The organism is Stenotrophomonas sp. STK16_22 (genome assembly GCF_051984505.1).
GTDB classification, from domain to species: Bacteria; Pseudomonadota; Gammaproteobacteria; order Xanthomonadales; family Xanthomonadaceae; genus Stenotrophomonas; species Stenotrophomonas maltophilia_A.
The window spans coordinates 2,480,625-2,496,100 of record NZ_CP196972.1 but is presented as its reverse complement, the minus strand read 5'-3'; the positions used below and the strand labels follow the sequence as shown (position 1 = coordinate 2,496,100).

At 66.5% G+C, this 15,476-nt stretch carries 13 protein-coding genes and 1 pseudogene; 9 read left to right on the top strand and 5 right to left on the bottom strand.

Going from position 1 to position 15,476, the window contains the following annotated elements; genetic code table 11:
• Window positions 1-17: 17 nt before the first annotated feature.
• The 3 genes from ACSYAO_RS11520 (at window position 18) to ACSYAO_RS11510 (ending at window position 1,719) form a co-directional block, all read left to right on the top strand.
• Entirely contained in the window at window positions 18-359 is a 342-nt protein-coding gene (locus tag ACSYAO_RS11520) for a type II toxin-antitoxin system prevent-host-death family antitoxin (protein ID WP_149908536.1), read from the top strand.
• A 3-nt stretch (window positions 360-362) separates the two neighbouring features.
• The gene (locus ACSYAO_RS11515; protein ID WP_049462504.1) at window positions 363-989 is read left to right on the top strand and encodes an AAA family ATPase; all 627 of its coding nucleotides are present in this window, start codon (window positions 363-365) and stop codon (window positions 987-989) included.
• Window positions 990-1,098: 109 nt separating this feature from the next.
• The gene (locus ACSYAO_RS11510; protein ID WP_149908597.1) at window positions 1,099-1,719 is read left to right on the top strand and encodes a hypothetical protein; all 621 of its coding nucleotides are present in this window, start codon (window positions 1,099-1,101) and stop codon (window positions 1,717-1,719) included.
• A gap of 84 nt (window positions 1,720-1,803) precedes the next feature.
• On the opposite strand, the pseudogene proP reads toward ACSYAO_RS11510, so the two are convergent.
• The 3 genes and pseudogenes from proP to ACSYAO_RS11495 form a co-directional block, all read right to left on the bottom strand.
• Window positions 1,804-3,291 (bottom strand): annotated as a pseudogene (gene proP, locus ACSYAO_RS11505) (glycine betaine/L-proline transporter ProP).
• A 263-nt stretch (window positions 3,292-3,554) separates the two neighbouring features.
• A complete protein-coding gene (locus ACSYAO_RS11500) occupies window positions 3,555-3,683 on the bottom strand; it encodes a hypothetical protein (RefSeq protein WP_256200907.1) in 129 nt (42 codons plus the stop codon).
• Window positions 3,684-3,768: 85 nt separating this feature from the next.
• A complete protein-coding gene (locus ACSYAO_RS11495) occupies window positions 3,769-3,996 on the bottom strand; it encodes a hypothetical protein (protein WP_049462507.1) in 228 nt (75 codons plus the stop codon).
• A 162-nt stretch (window positions 3,997-4,158) separates the two neighbouring features.
• On the opposite strand from ACSYAO_RS11495, the gene ACSYAO_RS11490 reads away from it, so the two are divergent.
• From ACSYAO_RS11490 to ACSYAO_RS11480, 3 genes are all read left to right on the top strand, one after another.
• The gene (locus ACSYAO_RS11490; RefSeq protein WP_149908535.1) at window positions 4,159-4,575 is read left to right on the top strand and encodes a baeRF12 domain-containing protein; all 417 of its coding nucleotides are present in this window, start codon (window positions 4,159-4,161) and stop codon (window positions 4,573-4,575) included.
• Between the two features lie 5 nt (window positions 4,576-4,580).
• Window positions 4,581-4,904: a thioredoxin family protein gene (locus tag ACSYAO_RS11485; RefSeq protein ID WP_049462508.1), complete on the top strand. Its 324-nt coding sequence runs from the start codon at window positions 4,581-4,583 to the stop codon at window positions 4,902-4,904.
• 102 nt (window positions 4,905-5,006) lie between these two features.
• The gene (locus ACSYAO_RS11480) at window positions 5,007-7,352 is read left to right on the top strand and encodes a GH92 family glycosyl hydrolase (RefSeq protein WP_049462510.1); all 2,346 of its coding nucleotides are present in this window, start codon (window positions 5,007-5,009) and stop codon (window positions 7,350-7,352) included.
• A gap of 436 nt (window positions 7,353-7,788) precedes the next feature.
• Here ACSYAO_RS11480 and ACSYAO_RS11475 read toward each other — a convergent pair whose 3' ends face one another.
• Together ACSYAO_RS11475 and ACSYAO_RS11470 are read right to left on the bottom strand one after the other, a co-directional pair.
• Window positions 7,789-9,168: a sensor histidine kinase gene (locus tag ACSYAO_RS11475; RefSeq protein WP_049462666.1), complete on the bottom strand. Its 1,380-nt coding sequence runs from the start codon at window positions 9,166-9,168 to the stop codon at window positions 7,789-7,791.
• A complete protein-coding gene (locus tag ACSYAO_RS11470) occupies window positions 9,161-9,835 on the bottom strand; it encodes a response regulator (protein ID WP_049462665.1) in 675 nt (224 codons plus the stop codon). Before ACSYAO_RS11470 ends, ACSYAO_RS11475 begins: the two co-directional genes overlap by 8 nt.
• Before the next feature lie 62 nt (window positions 9,836-9,897).
• On the opposite strand from ACSYAO_RS11470, the gene ACSYAO_RS11465 reads away from it, so the two are divergent.
• The 3 genes from ACSYAO_RS11465 to ACSYAO_RS11455 are packed head-to-tail and all read left to right on the top strand — an operon-like array spanning window position 9,898 to window position 15,388.
• The gene (locus tag ACSYAO_RS11465) at window positions 9,898-11,145 is read left to right on the top strand and encodes a TolC family protein (protein WP_049462664.1); all 1,248 of its coding nucleotides are present in this window, start codon (window positions 9,898-9,900) and stop codon (window positions 11,143-11,145) included.
• Window positions 11,142-12,314, top strand: coding sequence for an efflux RND transporter periplasmic adaptor subunit (locus ACSYAO_RS11460; protein WP_049462663.1), 1,173 nt, complete (start codon window positions 11,142-11,144; stop codon window positions 12,312-12,314). Before ACSYAO_RS11465 ends, ACSYAO_RS11460 begins: the two co-directional genes overlap by 4 nt.
• Complete coding sequence (locus ACSYAO_RS11455) at window positions 12,311-15,388, top strand: efflux RND transporter permease subunit (RefSeq protein WP_049462662.1); 3,078 nt, start codon at window positions 12,311-12,313, stop codon at window positions 15,386-15,388. The genes ACSYAO_RS11460 and ACSYAO_RS11455 overlap by 4 nt, the downstream gene beginning before the upstream one ends.
• The last annotated feature ends 88 nt before the right edge of the window (window positions 15,389-15,476 follow it).

Sequence of the window (15,476 nt, the reverse complement as noted above, 5' to 3'; positions counted from 1 at the left end):
CCGTCTGGAGCCGTGCCATGACCCTGCCGCTGGATCTGCCTGGCCTCGAAAAGGCCCCGGCCTCGTCGGTGAAGACCCGTGGCTGGCCGAGCCTGATGCGCACCGTGCGCGAGAAGCAGGCACTGGTCATCACCAACCACAATCATCCGGAAGCGGTGATCGTGGATATCCGCACGTACCAGGAGCTGCTGGCCAAGGCCGCCGGCGGTGACGCCGATGAGCGCAGTGAAGAACTGCTGCGCCTGCGCGGTGAGTTCGACCAGACCCTGGCCAGCCTGCAGCGCGGTGAGGGGCTGGGCAAGGTGCTGGGCCAGCCGATCCGCCGTGGCCGCAAGGTCACCCTCGGCCGTCCGCTCTGAACGATGGGGCGGATCCTGGTGCTGGCCGGCGTCAATGGCGCCGGCAAAAGCTCGCTGCTGGGTACCTGGCTGGAAGCCGAAGGACTGAGCTGGTTCAACCCCGATTCGTTCACCCGCCGCCTGGTCGAGGCTGGCTGGCCGCTGCCCGAAGCCAATGCCGAGGCCTGGCAGGAAGGCACCCGCCGCCTGCGCCAGGCCATGGCCGATGGCACGGACTTCGCCTTCGAGACCACGTTGGGTGGCAACACCATTCCACGCCTGCTTCGCGAGGCCTGCGAGCACCATCACGTCGCGATCTGGTTCTGTGGCCTGGCCACGGTCGAGCTGCACATCGCCCGCGTGGCGGCGCGAGTAGAGGCCGGTGGCCACGATATTCCGGTGGAAAAGATCCACGCCCGCTTCGATTCGGCGCGCGAGAACCTGTTGGACCTGCTGCCGCACCTGGCTGAGCTGCATGTCTACGACAACAGCGCGCCGGCCGACGCAGAAGGCTGCGTCGCGCCCCTCCCGGTGCTGGCGATGGAGCGCGGCCAGCTGCAGTATCCGGTCTCGGTGGCCGAACTGCTGCACACGCCGGACTGGGCCAAACCCATCGTGATGCGTGCGATGGAGTTGGACACCCCGCAGTAGATCCACGCCATGTGTGGATGTCTTTCACGCATCGCGCGAAACCGCGCCGTGCACGACTGGGCGCCACCGGAGCTGCGGTTAGACTGACCGCACACTCATGGAGGACGACATGCACGGACCTGCGACGTTCCGCTCCAGTTCCATCTGCCTGGTGCTTGCCGCGCTGGCGCTGGCGCTGTCCTGCATGCCGACGATGGCAGCGTCGCCTGCCGCCAAGCGACCATCGCCGCCCAGCCTGGTGCAGGCCTTCCACGCCGCCGAAGCCAACCTGCGGCTGATTCCCGGCGGCGACATTGAATCCGGCTTCCGCCCGGTTTGGACCGCTGTTGCCGATCTCGATGGCGATGGCCGTGCCGAGGTCGTGTATTTCTACACGTCCGACTATTCCGGCGGCAGCTTCGCCCAAAGCAACGTTGTTGCGGTGATGACGGCGCTGACGGCAAACGATCCGCGCGGCCAGGAGAACCCGAACAGCCTGTCGCCGGTGGAAGCAGAGGACTATGCCGCCATCCGCAGGTATGGCTATGCTGACGATGCGGCTGAACAGATTCCAGGCGCCATCCGCGCGATCCGCATCCAGGGTGATCGCATCATTGTCGATTTCACCGTCAGTGCCGGGGCGACGGTCTGCGAATGGAAGAGCCCGAACCGCCACGTCTGTCCGCCGGACGGAAACTACACATGGACGCTGCGTTGGACGCCGGGGAAGCTGACCCGCATCAAGAAATAGCGCCAGGTAGCGCCGGGCGTATCCGCCCGGCGCCACAGGCCCCATGTAGATCCAGGCCATGCGTGTGGCATTTCGCGGCGAGCCTCAGGCCGGCTTCACCTGCTCGGGCTCAGCAACGTCCGGCAGCGGCGGCAGGCTCGGGTCCACCGTGACCGGCACATCGCTCTTCAACAGCGCCGCAGCTTCCCTGTCGCTGCCGACGGCCGGCGGTGAACCACGCAATGGCAGGCCGGCGGTTTCCTTCACGAACAGCATCGTGATCAGGCCGACCACCGCCGCGCCCATCAGGTAGTAGGCCGGCACCAGCGGGTCGCCGGTACGTTCCACCAGCCATGCGGTGACCAGCGGCGTGGTGCCACCGAACAGCGACACCGAGACGTTGAAGGCGATCGACAGCGCGCTGTAGCGCACCGGGGTATAGAACAGCGCCGGCAGCGTGGATGGCATCGAGCTGGTGAAGCACACCAGCGCCAGGCCCAGCAGCATCAGGCCGAGGAAGATCATCCAGTCGTTGCCGCTGCCGACCAGCAGCAGGCACGGAATGGCCAGCACCAGCAGCGCAATGCAGGCGCCGATGATCATCGGCCGGCGGCCCAGCTTGTCACTGAACAATCCGCCGACGATGTTCAGCGGCATCATCACCAGCATCACGATGATGATCAGCAGCAGGCCCTTGCTCTCGGCGTAGCCCATGGTGACGCTGAGGTAGCTGGGCATTTAGGTCAACAGCATGTAGTCGGTCACGTTGAACACCAGCACCAGGCCCATGCACACCAGCAGCTGGCGGCCGTGCACCTGGAACAGCGCGCCAAGCCCGGGCCGATCATGTTCGCGCTTCTCGGCTTCCTCGGCGAAGGCGCGGAATGCCGGGGTCTCTTCCAGCTTCATGCGCATGTACAGGCCGAGAAGGCCCAGCGGGCCGGCCACCAGGAATGGAATGCGCCAGCCCCAGTCCAGCATCTGTTCGCTGCTCAACAGCATGTGCAGCGCGGTCACGGTACCGGCGCCGGCGATGTATCCGCCCAGCGTACCGAACTCCAGCCAGCTGCCCATCAGGCCGCGGTTGCGGTCGGTGGAATACTCGGCGATGAAGGTGGCCGCACCGCCGTACTCGCCGCCGGTGGAAAAGCCCTGCACCACACGCGCCAGCAGCAACAGCACCGGTGCCCAGATGCCGATCCGCTCGTAGGAAGGAATCAGGCCGATCGCAAAGGTACCCAGCGCCATCAGGATCATGGTGAACGCCAGCACCTTCTGGCGCCCATAGCGGTCGCCGAGCGGGCCGAACACCAGGCCGCCGAGTGGACGCACCAGGAATGCCACGGTGAAGGTGGCGAAGGCCGCGATCACCTGTGCGGTGGGATGGCTCGACGGGAAGAACACCTGGCCGATGGTGACGGCCAGATAGCCGTAGACACCGAAGTCGAACCACTCCATGGCATTGCCGAGTGCAGCGGCACCGACGGCGCGCTTGAGCATGGGCTTGTCGACGACGGTGATCTCATCGACCTTCAGGTGGCGGCGGCGTTTGAACCAGCCGAAGTGGGCATGGGAATCGGGCGTGTCCTGCATAGGGGCTCCCTTGTAGGTATGAAATAGGGGAATGGGTGCTGTGGTGTGTCCCGGAAATCGGAAACGGCGATGCAGGCGCAAGTGGCGCAGGGGCATCGGAAGGCGGCGTGGGGGCCGGGGAATGTGTGCAGGCGCAACGCCACGCGAACGGCAAAGCACCGCCGCAAGGGCGGAAACGCGGCAACGGGATCACAACGGCCGCGCAGTTGGCAGCCGCGTGTCACATCAGCGTGTGGGGATGGCAGGCCGTGGGCCTGCGGGCGTCATCCGCCGGGATCCAGCGCGAGGCGATGGAAATGCAGGGCGGGAGCAATCGTGGCAAGCGAAGCGCCGGTCGGCAGTGCTTCCCACGTAACAGGTGCGCCCGTCACGTAGTGGGTCGTGTCGATCATCCGTTCATCATAACGGCACCGGCGTGAGCGTGCAGCGAAGCGGGCTGATCTGCACGCTGTGTTCCACGTCGCCTGTTCAGAAGGCTCAGGCTGACTTCGCCAGCAAACCGAACACCGTGCAGGCCATCGCCAAGGCGCCCGGCAGTGCCAGTTTCCGCGTGACCAGTGCGGCGCCGATCATCGTGAGCACCGAGAGCATGATGGCCAGGGCGAAGAACGGTTGGCCCTGCAGGAACTGGTGGATGCAGCCGGCACAGCCGGCAATGGCCAGGCTGGTGGCGAAGCAGACGTGGAACAGTGAGCCAGCGTGCACAGCGGTTCCTCGCGATGATGGAGGCCATAGCGGCAGGCCTCCCGGTAAATTTAGGGCCGATTTCAGATTGCGATGACGGAATCACATCCTGTACGCGCTCTGGTGACATCGGCGTGCATAAGGTGGAGCACACACCCATTTTTCAAATTGATGGAGGATGCAATGGCGCGGACGATTCCCGAAGGAACGCTGATCGTGGTAGCCGACGGTGGTTCGGCACGGGTGTTTACCAACGTGGGCAGCAACCATCAGTTGACCCTGAAACAGGAGGGCGAGCTGCGCCTGCAGGACATCAGTGAGCAGGGCGTGTCCGGGCAGGGGCCTGCGGGTGCCGTGCCGAAGGACATGTCGGTCTCGCAGCTCAACGAGGCGACGTTCGCCAAGCAGGTGGCCGAACAGCTCAATGAGGATGCCTTGAAGAACCGCTATGCGCACCTGGTGTTGATCGCCGACCCGGCCACGCTGGGTCGCATCCGTCCGCTGCTGCATAAAGAGGTCCAGGCGCGATTGCTCGGGGATATTGCCAAGGACCTGACCAACGCGCCGCTGGAAGACATCCAGAAGGCACTGGCGGCGTAGCGCTCATGCCGTTCATGCGTGATCACCTTCCGAACGAGCCCACCTTTGCGGGGGTGGCGGCGCAGGCTGGGTGGCAGGTGCTGGAGTTCGGTGCGCCCTGGTGCGGTCATTGCCAGGCCGCGCAGCCCGCGTTGCAGGCCTTCGTCGAAGCGAACGATCTGCCGCATTGGAAGATCGAGGATGGCAAGGGAAGGCCATTGGGGCGAGCGTTCAAGGTGAAGCTGTGGCCGACAGTGGTGCTGCTGCGCGATGGAGAAGAGGTCGCGCGGGTGGTGAGGCCGCTGGACAGTGCGGACCTCATGTCGTTGCAGAGCGCGCTTCCCGGTTGATGATTGAACCCGGCGCGGGACACCGGGCAGTCGCACTGCAGCATGCGGCGTGACAGGCCCGGTGCTAGCATCCGGCTACCACCTGAATCGATCCAAACGCCGATGCCCACGCTGGACCGTCGTCTCCTGATCGCTGTCGCCGCCACGGCAATGCTCGCTTCCGGCCTGGCGTCGGCCGCTCCCGCCAAAACCGCCGCCGACAAGGCCTACGCCTCGGTCGACCCGTTCATTGGTACTGGAGGTGAAGGCCACACCTACCCGGGTGCCACAGTGCCGTTCGGCATGGTCCAGCTCAGCCCGGACACACGCATCCAACCACGCGAAAAGGCCTATGGCTGGGCAGCCGGCTATCGCTACGACGACAGCAGCATCGTCGGCTTCTCGCACACGCATTTTTCCGGCACCGGTCATTCGGACCTCGGCGACATCCTGCTGATGCCGTTCACCGGCAATCCCGGCCTGGAGCGCGGTGATCCGGAAAAGCCACGCAGCGGCTACGCCTCGCGTTTCCGCCACGACGACGAGAAGGCCGAGCCGGGCTACTACGCAGTCACCCTGGATGACTACAAGGTGCGCGCGGAGCTGACCACCAGTGCGCGCGTGGGCGTGCACCGCTATGCCTTCCCCAAGGGCACCGATGCCAAGGTGCTGCTGGACATGCGCACCAGCATGTACGACTACCCGGGCAAGGTGCTGTGGTCGCGGGTGCGGGTGCGCGCCGATGGCACGGTGACCGGATTCCGCGAAACCCGTGGCTGGGCGCCAGGCCGCCAGCTGTATTTCGCGATGCGCTTCTCGCGGCCGCTTTCCGGGCATGAGCTGCACAACACCGAGCAGGACATTGTCTACAAGGGCTTCCCGCCGCCGGGCGAGAAGGATCCGGCGCAGCGCGCACAGATCGAGGGGCGCCAGCTGGTCGGCACCTTCGCCTTCGGCAAACTGGATGCACCGCTGGTGGTCAAGGTGGCGATCTCGCCGGTCAGTGAAGCCGGTGCCATCGCAAACCTCGACGCGGAAGTGGCCGGCTTCGATTTCGACCGCGTTCGCGCGCAGGCAAAGCAGGAATGGACGCAGGCGCTGTCGGTGCTCGATATCGACGCCCCCGAACATGCCCGGCGCAGCGCCTACACCGCGCTGTACCATACGATGCTGGGGCCAACGCTGTTCATGGATGCCGATGGCCAGTACCGCGGCTCGGACAATGCCGTGCACCAGGCCAAGGGCTACACCAACTACTCCACGTTCTCGCTGTGGGATACCTACCGCGCGCTGCATCCGCTGCTGACGCTGGTGCAGCCGGAGAAGCGCAACAGCGATTTCGTCAATTCGATGCTGGCCCACCATGAGCACAGCCCGTACGGCATGCTGCCGGTGTGGTCGTTCCACGGCCTGGAAGACTGGTGCATGATCGGCTATCACGCGGTGCCGGTGATCGCCGACGCCTACGTGAAGGGCATCCGCGGCTTCGACGCCGACAAGGCGCTGAAGGCGATGGTCGAGACCGCCAACTACGGCCCGTACGATGGCATCTCGCAGTATCGCGAGCTGGGCTATGTGCCGATCGACGAGGAAGGCGAAGCGGCCAGCAAGACACTGGAGTACGCCTTCGACGACTGGACCATCGCGCGCATGGCACAGGCGATGGGCAAGACCGATGTTGCGGCCACCTTCGACAAGCGCGCCGGCAACTGGCGCAACGCCTTCGACAAAGACACCGGCTTCATGCGCGCACGCAAGCGCGATGGCAGCTTCCGCACGCCATTCGACCCCAGCGCCAGTGGATACGGCACCGACTACACCGAGGGCAATGCCTGGCAGTACTCCTGGTACGTGCCGCAGGATGTGGCCGGTCTGGCGGCAGCGCACGGTGGCAGTGACAAACTGCTCGCGCGCCTGGACGAGGTGTTCAACGCCAAGGTCGACCCGTCCATCTTCGAGCACATGGAAGACATCACCGGGCTGATCGGCTGGTATGCGCACGGCAACGAGCCCAGCCACCACGTCGCCTATCTGTATGCGTATGCCGGTCAGCCGTGGCGCACGCAGGCGCGCCTGAAGCAGATAATGGACACCCAGTACGCCGACCGCCCCGATGGCCTGGCCGGCAATGATGACGTCGGCCAGATGTCGGCGTGGTACTTGTTCACCGCCTTGGGCTTCTACCCGGTGGCCCCGGGCTCGGGCGAGTACATCCTGGGTCGCCCGTTCCTGCCGAAGACCGCAATGCGCCTGCCGAACGGCAAGACGTTCACCATCGTGGCCGATGGGCTGGATGACAGGCACACCTATGTGGGCAATGTGAGCCTCAACGGCAAGCCATTGCAGCGCACCTTCCTGCGCCACGACGAGATCCTGGCAGGTGGCGAACTACGCTTCAGCATGCAGGCCGAGCCGAACAGGGACTGGCCGGGGCAGGGCGCGCAGGCGCCGTATTCGATGAGCCGATGATGATGGGTAGGCGCCAACCAAGGTTGGCATCTACCGGAATCCGCCGGCTGGGGTGCTTTTGGTAGGTGCCAACCTTGGTTGGCATGCAGAACATCAACGGCGCCAACCAAGGTTGGCGTCTACCGGAATCCGCCGGCTGGGTGCTTTTGGTAGGTGCCAACCTTGGTTGGCACACGGGACGTCAACAGCGCCAACCAAGGTTGGCATCTACCGGGATCCGCCGGAGGGGTGCCTTTGGTAGGTGCCAACCTTGGTTGGCATGCGGGAGGTCAACGGCGCCCACCAAGGTGGGCATCTACCGGGATCCGCCGGCTGGGGTGCTTTTGGCAGGTGCCAACCTTGGTTGGCATGCGGGACGTCAACAGCGCCCACCAAGGTGGGCGTCTACCGGATGGCGTGACCGGGTAGGTGCCAACCTCGGTTGGCACGCGGCACGTCAGCGGGAACGAAACCGCAACCCCACCCGCGCGCCACCGATCGGGGCGGTATCAATCATCAGGATCGCGCCATGCCGCTGCGCGATCTCGGCCACGATCGCCAATCCCAGTCCGCAGCCGTCGCCTTCTGTGCTGGCCCGGTAGAAGCGTTCCGTGACGCGCGTGCGCTCGGCTTCGGCAATGCCGGAGCCGTCATCGTCCACCCACACCTGCACGCTCTCGGCACCCTGCTGTAGTCCCAGGGTGATCACGCCTGGCACGGCACCGTAGCGCAGCGCGTTGTCCAGCAGGTTGCCCAACGCCTCGCGCAGCAGCTGCGGATCGCCCTGTACCTGCACGCCGTCGTCGGGCCCGTCATAACCCAGGTCCACGCCTGCAGCCAATGCGCGGTCCGCATAGCGCTCCACCACGCTACGCGCCAACGCGGCCAAGTCCACTGGCTGCAGCGGCAGTGCGCTGCCATGTGGATCTTCGGAGCGGCTCAACATCAGCAGTTGGTTGACCAGATGCTGCAAGCGGGCCAACCCGGCCAGCGTGCCGGACAGCGCCAGCTGCTGGGCCTGCGGATCATGCTGCCGCAATGAGCTCTCCAGCTCCACCTGCATGGCCGCCAACGGTGTGCGCAGTTGATGTGCGGCGTTGCTGACGAAGCGCCGCTGCGCATCCTGCATCGCGTCCAGGCGCTGCAGCAGGGCGTTGTACGCCTCAACCGCCGGCCACAGTTCGCGCGGTGCCTCCTGCGCCGGATCCAGCGGTGCCAATGGATCCGGCCGCGGGCTGGCCAGCTTCCGCGCGACCAGGTTGGCGTGGCCTGCGGCGGCGCCGGTACCGGACCATGCCAGCCACGCCGCCAGTGCCAGGATCGCGGCCTGGAACGGAACGCTGGTCAGCAGCAGCTTGCGTTCCAGCCGGTGGCGCTTGCGCAGTGTCTCGGCCACGCGCAGCCGGATGTCATGGCCCGGCCCGGCGCTGACCACCACTTCGACCATGCGCACCGGTTGACCACGCAGGCGCGCATCGTAGTAGACCGCATCGTCATTCGCGGCGGCGCTCGCCGGACGTGGCAATGCCTCGGGCAGGTCGCCATACAGGCGCCCGCCATCCGCATCGACCACCTCGCCATGCACTTCGTCGGCGTTGTCCCAGGTGAACATGCGTGATACCGCCGGGGTGATCTCGATGGATGCGCGGCCGTCCTGCACCGTCACCAGCTCGGACAACGACATCGCCGAATCCAGCAGCCAGCGGTCGTAGACCTGGCCGGCATAGAAGCGCGCCAACGCGAATGAACCCACCGCACTGCACAGCAGCAGCACCAGCAGCGGCAGCCACAGGCGCCGCAGCAGCAGGCCACGCAGGCTGTGCACGCGCTCAGTCACCCATGGCCTCCAGCCGGTAGCCGAGGCCGCGCAGCATGCGGATGCCGACGCCGGCACGCGCCTGTTCCAGCTTGCGGCGCAGGCGGCTGACATGCACCTCGATCACCGACAGGTTGGCCTCGTGGTCCCAGCTGTACAACGCATCGAACAACCGCTGCTTGGTCACGGTGCGGCCAGGGTGCTGCATCAACGCTTCGACCAGCGACAGCTCGCGCGCGGTCAGCTCGATACGCTGGCCGTCCACCTGCACTTCGTTGCGGATGCTGTCGAAGCACAGCCGGCCCAATCGCTTCTGCGCCGGTGCGTCACTGCGGCGGCGCGACAACGCACGCAGGCGCGCTTCCAGCTCGCCCAGCGCGAATGGTTTTGCCAGATAGTCATCGCCGCCACGGTCGAGGCCAAGGATGCGATCCTCCACGCCATCGCGTGCAGTGAGAATCAGCACCGGCAGGGTGGCGCCATCGTTGCGCAGGCGCGACAGCAGGTCGAGGCCATCCACGTCCGGCAAGGAAAGGTCCAGCACCATCACGTCATAGGGTGCACTGGCCAGCGCCGCAGGTGCGTGCAGTCCGCGCGAGAGGTGGTCGCACAGATGGCCGGCACCCTGCAGGGCGCGGATCAGTCCATCGGCCAGGGCGGCATCGTCTTCGATCAGCAGGATTCGCATTGCAAGCTTCGTGCAAGGTTGGGGCAAGTTTGGCGCAAGTCCGTCACCTTACCGTGACGTGCATGAATTTCTCCTCTCGTCTTGCGGCCGTGCTGGCCACTCTTCTGTGCGCGCCTGTGGCTTCGGCGCTGTCCCTGCAGGACGCGCAGCGCGCAATGGACGCACACAACCCTGACCTGCGTGCGGCGGCACTGGAGCTGCGCGGTGTGCAGGGCGATGCGCAGACGGCGGCATTGCGCCCGGCCACCGAGCTGTCGCTCGGTACCAGCAAGATCAGCCCCAAGCATGGCATCGGCCCGGGGCGCTGGCAGGACAAGCGCGTGGACAGCACCGTGGGCCTGGGCTGGACCTGGGAACGTGGTGGCAAGCGTGCGTTGCGCATCCGCCAGGCCGACGCGCTGCTGGAAGTCGCAGGGCTGGAGATGCTCGATACCCGTCGCCGACAACAGGTGGCACTGCATGAAGCCTATTTCGGCCTGAAGGGCGCGCAGGAGCGGGCCCAGATTGCCGACGCCAACCGGCAGAGTTCGGCCGAGCAGATGGCGGCGGCGGATAAGCAGGTTGCGACAGGGGCGATGGCACCGGTGGATCGCGCGCGCCTGGCGGTGGACGACCTGGCTGTGGCGGATGCGGCGCGCGAGGCAGCACTGGATCTGCGTGACGCGCGGAGTGTGCTGGGGATGCTGCTCGGACGTGACGACAGCCATGACCTCAGCGCCGATGATCCGTGGCCAGACCCCGCAGCCAGGGCCGATGAGCGCGCGTTCGATCCGCAGCAGCGCGCGGATCTGCGCGCTGCACGCTCGCGCCTGGCAGCCGCCGATGCCGGCGTGGCCCTGGCGCGCAGCGAGCGCCATCGCGATATCCAGCTGGGCGTGGAGGCCGAACGAGAGCCGACCGACATCAGCGGTGTTACCTGGGGCGTGTCGTTGACCATTCCGCTGGGGGGGCCGTCGCGCGCGCGCGGCGCGATCCAGCGTGCCGAGGCCGACCGTGACAGGGCCGCGCTGGAGCTGCAGGTGCTGCAGCGCGAAGCACGCGCCGAGCTGGACCAGCTGCAGGCCAGCGCGCAGTCCGCCGCACAGCGCCGCAGCGAGTATGAGGGACTGCAGTCCGACGCCGCACGCAAGGCGGTGCAGGGCATCGAACTGGCGTACCGGCGCGGTGCCGCCAATCTGACCGATCTGCTGGATGCGCGCCGCAGCTGGCGCGACTTCGAGGCCGCACTGATCGAGGCGCGCACCGACCATGCCATTGCACTGGCGCGCTGGGAAGCCGCCACATCCGTTGCCGAAGGAGAATCCCGATGAAGTCCACCGTCGCCTATCGCCCGCAGGCGCGATACGCCGTGCTGCCCGTCTTGCTGGCGCTGATCCTGCTGGGCGGCTGTGGTCGAGAGCCAGCTTCCTATCTTGAGGACGCACCTCGGGTCAGCGCCGGCCAGATTCAGTTTCCTTCCGACAGCCGCCAGCTGGACGTGCTGCGCAGCGAGACAGTGAGTGCCGGCGCCAGCGCCAGCCTACAGCTGCCGGGCCGGGTGGTCTGGGATGAGACGCGCTCCAGCGCACTTCACACGCCGCTGTCGGGGCAGGTAGCGCGCATCGAGGCACAGCCGGGGCAGAAGGTGAAAGCCGGCCAGGTCATCGCCTGGATCACCTCGCCCGAGTTCGGCCAGGCTCAGGCTGAAGGTGCCCGTGGTCGCGCCGAGCTGCAGCAGGCACGCAAGGAACTGGACCGTACCCGCGAACTGCATGCGGCGGGAGTGGCGTCGGGTCGTGAACTGGACGAGGCCGAGGCAAACTTCGCTGGCAGTCAGGCTGATCATGCACGCGCGGCCGCCTTCGCCAAGGCCTATGGCAACGGCCAGCGCGTCGACCAGCGCCTGCCGCTGCGCGCTCCCATCGATGGCGTGCTGGTGGAGCGGCGAATGAGCCCGGGCATGTCGGTCAGCCCGGACAGTGAACAGCCGTTGGCAGTGATCGGCGATCCGGACCGCCTGTGGCTGTTGCTGGACATCCCCGAAAGCCTCGCCGGACGCTTGAAGGCGGGCATGCAGGTGAGCGTGCCCGGCGCCGATGGGCAACCACTGCAGGCGACCCTCCAGCACGTGGATGACTTCGTCGACAGCGAACGCCGCGTGGTGCAGGCGCGCGCCGAGCTGGACAATCGCGCACGCGGCTTCAAGGCCGGGCAGTACGTGCGTGCCCAGGTGGCGTTGCCGGCCGAGGGCGGTGTCTCGTTGCCCGATGCGGCGGTGCTGCTGATCGACGGCAAGCAGGTGGTGTTCGTGGAAGAGGGCAAGGGCCGCTACTTGCGCCACGCCGTGCACGCCGAGGAGCTGGGTGACGGCCGACTGTGGGTGCGTGACGGTCTGGCGGCTGGCAGCAGGGTGGTGGTCGAAGGCGGCCTGCTGCTGCAGCAGCTGGTCGACAGCGCGCCAGCGGCCGCCAGCACCGGCGCGGGGCATGCCGCCCCATGATCGATCGCCTGATTGCCTATTGCCTGCGCCAGCCGCTGATGGTGATGCTGGCACTGCTGTTGTTCATCGGCGCCGGCATTGCCGCGTTCCGCGTGCTGCCGGTGGAGGCGTTCCCGGACGTCTCCGACACCCAGGTAACGGTGGTGTCGCTGCACCCGGGCCGCGCCGCCGAAGAGGTGGAGCGCGAAGTGACGATGCCACTGGAAGTGGCGCTGTCCGGCATCCCGCATTCGGTGCGGGTGTTCTCGCATACCCAGTTCGGCCTGTCGATGATCATCCTGACCTTCGACGACAAGGCCGACGACTATTTCGCGCGCCAGCAGGTGCTGGAGCGCTTGCAGGGTGTGGAGCTGCCAGAAGGGGTGACCCCGGAGCTGGAGGCGATGAGCTCTGCGGTGGGCGAGATCTACCGCTACGTGCTCAAGGGCCCGCACATGACACCGACCCAGCTGCGCACCGTGCAGGAGTGGACGATGGAGCGCAGCCTGCGCACCGTGCCGGGCGTGGCCGATGTGATCAGCTTCGGCGGGTTCGCGCGCACCTTCCAGGTCAAACCGGACCTGGACAAGCTGCGTGATCGCGGCATCAGCCTCGGTGAATTCGCCGAGGCGCTGGAGAAGGGCAGCTCCAATGCCGGCGGCGGCTACGTGGAGCGTGGCCAGCAGCAGTTCCTGATCCGCGGCGTGGGCCTGATGCGTTCGCCGGGTGACATCGGCAACGCGGTGGTGGCGCAGCGCGGTGGCACGCCGATCCTGGTGCGCGACCTGGCCGGCATCGCCGATACCGGCCTGCCACGGCAGGGCCTGGTCGGCCAGGACGACAATGACGATGCGGTGTTCGGCATGGTGCTCATGCGCAAGGGCGAGAATCCGTCCGACGTGCTCGACGCCCTGCATGCGCGCATCGCCGAGATCGAAGCGAACCAGCTGCCGGCCGGGGTCAGCATCGAGCCGTTCTACGACCGTTCGTGGCTGGTCACGATCACGCTGAAGACGGTCTTCCGCAACCTGCTGGAAGGTGCGGTGCTGGTGTTCCTGGTGCTGTGGCTGTTCCTGTACAACGCCCGCGCCGCGCTGATCGTGGCGGCGATGATGCCGCTGGCGCTGCTGTCGACCTTCCTTGGCCTGCACCTGTGGGGCGTGCCGGCCAACCTGCTGTCCTTGGGTGCGATGGACTTCGGCATCATCATCGATGGCGCGGTGATCGTCACCGAGCACATCGTCTCGCGATTGTCGAAGCTGCCACCTACGGCCGACCGGAAGACGCGGTTCTCGACCATTCTTTCAGCCGCATCGGAAGTGGGCCGGCCGACATTCTTCTCGATGCTGATCATCATCGCCGCGCACATTCCGATCTTCACCCTGCAGCGGCAGGAAGGCCGCATGTTCGCACCGATGGCGTACTCGGTGACCTCGGCCCTGATCGGTGCGTTGATCCTGGCGCTGACCGTGGTGCCGCTGTTCTGCTACTGGTGGCTGCGACGGGACCGCATGCGAGATGGCAATCCGCTGATGGACCGCCTGACCGGCTGGTACCGGCCGATCCTGGAGCGTGCGTTGGCCAGACCGCGTGCGGTGGTGCTGACCGCGGTCGCATTGCTGGTGGGTACGTTGGCACTGGGTACCCGCCTGGGCTCGGAGTTCCTGCCCGAGCTGGACGAGGGCTCGATCTGGCTGACCGCCACGCTTGACCCCAGCACCAGCCTGGCCGAAGCACAGCAGCAGTCGCGGCGCATCCGCGAGCTGGTTGGAACCTTCCCGCAGGTATCGACGGTGGTGGCCAAGCTGGGGCGGCCGGAAGACGGCTCCGATGCCAAGGGCGCCAACCAGATCGAGGCGCTGGTGGCGTTGAAGCCGGAGAAGGAATGGCCGAAGGGGGTGGACAAGCGGCAGCTGGTCAGTGACCTGCAGCGCACGCTGGAGCAGCGCATTCCGGGGCCGGAGTTCTCGATCTCGCAGCCGGTGCGCGACAACATCCTGGAAAGCATCTCGCAGATCAAGGGCCAGGTGGTGATCAAGGTCAGCGGTTCGGATCTGGACGTGCTCAACCAGCACGCCCAGGCCATCCTGGGCCAGGTGCGCGGGGTGGAGGGCGTGGAGAGCGCCTTCATCGACCGCGATGGCTCGTTGCCGCAGCTGCAGATCGAGATCGACCGCGACCGTGCAGCACGCTATGGCCTGAACGTGCGCGACATCGACGAAGTGATCGAGACCGCGCTGGGCGGGCGCCAGGTAGGCGAGCTATGGGAGGGCGATCGCAAGTTCCCGATCTCGCTGCGCCTGGACGATGCCGACCGCGACCTGCAACGGCTGCGCACGGTGCCAGTGGGTATCGGCGATGGCCACACGGTGACATTGTCCGACGTGGCCGACTTCCGCATGGCCAGCGGCGCGATCAACATCTCGCGCGAGAACGCACAGCGGGTAAAGGCAGTGAGCATCTTCATCGCCGGGCGTGACATGGGCAGCGTGGTGGCCGACATGCGCAAGCGCGTGGATGCCAGTGTGCAGCTGCCGGAAGGCTACCGGTTGGAATGGTCCGGCGAGTTCGAGAACCAGCAGCGTGCGATGAAGCGGCTGGGCTGGGTGATTCCGCTGTCGGTGCTGCTCATCTTCGTGCTGCTGTTCGACGCCTTCAAGGACATCAGCAGCGCAGCACTGATCCTGGCCAACGTGCCACTGGCGATGATCGGCGGCATCCTGGCTCTGTGGCTGACCGGCATTCCACTGTCGGTGTCGGCGGCGATCGGCTTCATTGCATTGTTCGGGCAGGCAGTGCTGAACGGGGTGGTGATGCTCAGTCGCTTCGCCCAGCTGCGCGAGCAGGGCATGGACCTGCTGCAGTCGGTGGTGCAGGGCTCGCTGCAGCGCCTGCGCACGGTGCTGATGACCGCATTGCTGGCGATGTTCGGCCTGCTGCCGATGGCGACCTCGCATGCGATCGGTGCAGAGACCCAGAAGCCGCTGGCGGTGGTGGTGATCGGTGGCCTGCTGTCGGCGATGCTGCTGACCCTGCTGGTGCTGCCGACGCTGTACTACTGGGTGCACCGGCGCCGCGAGGCCCGCGCCGGATGACGACGTGTAGAGCCGAGCCATGCTCGGCTGCGACCCGGCCGCCAGGCATGGCCCGGTAGGTGCCCACCTTGGTGGGCACGCGGCGACG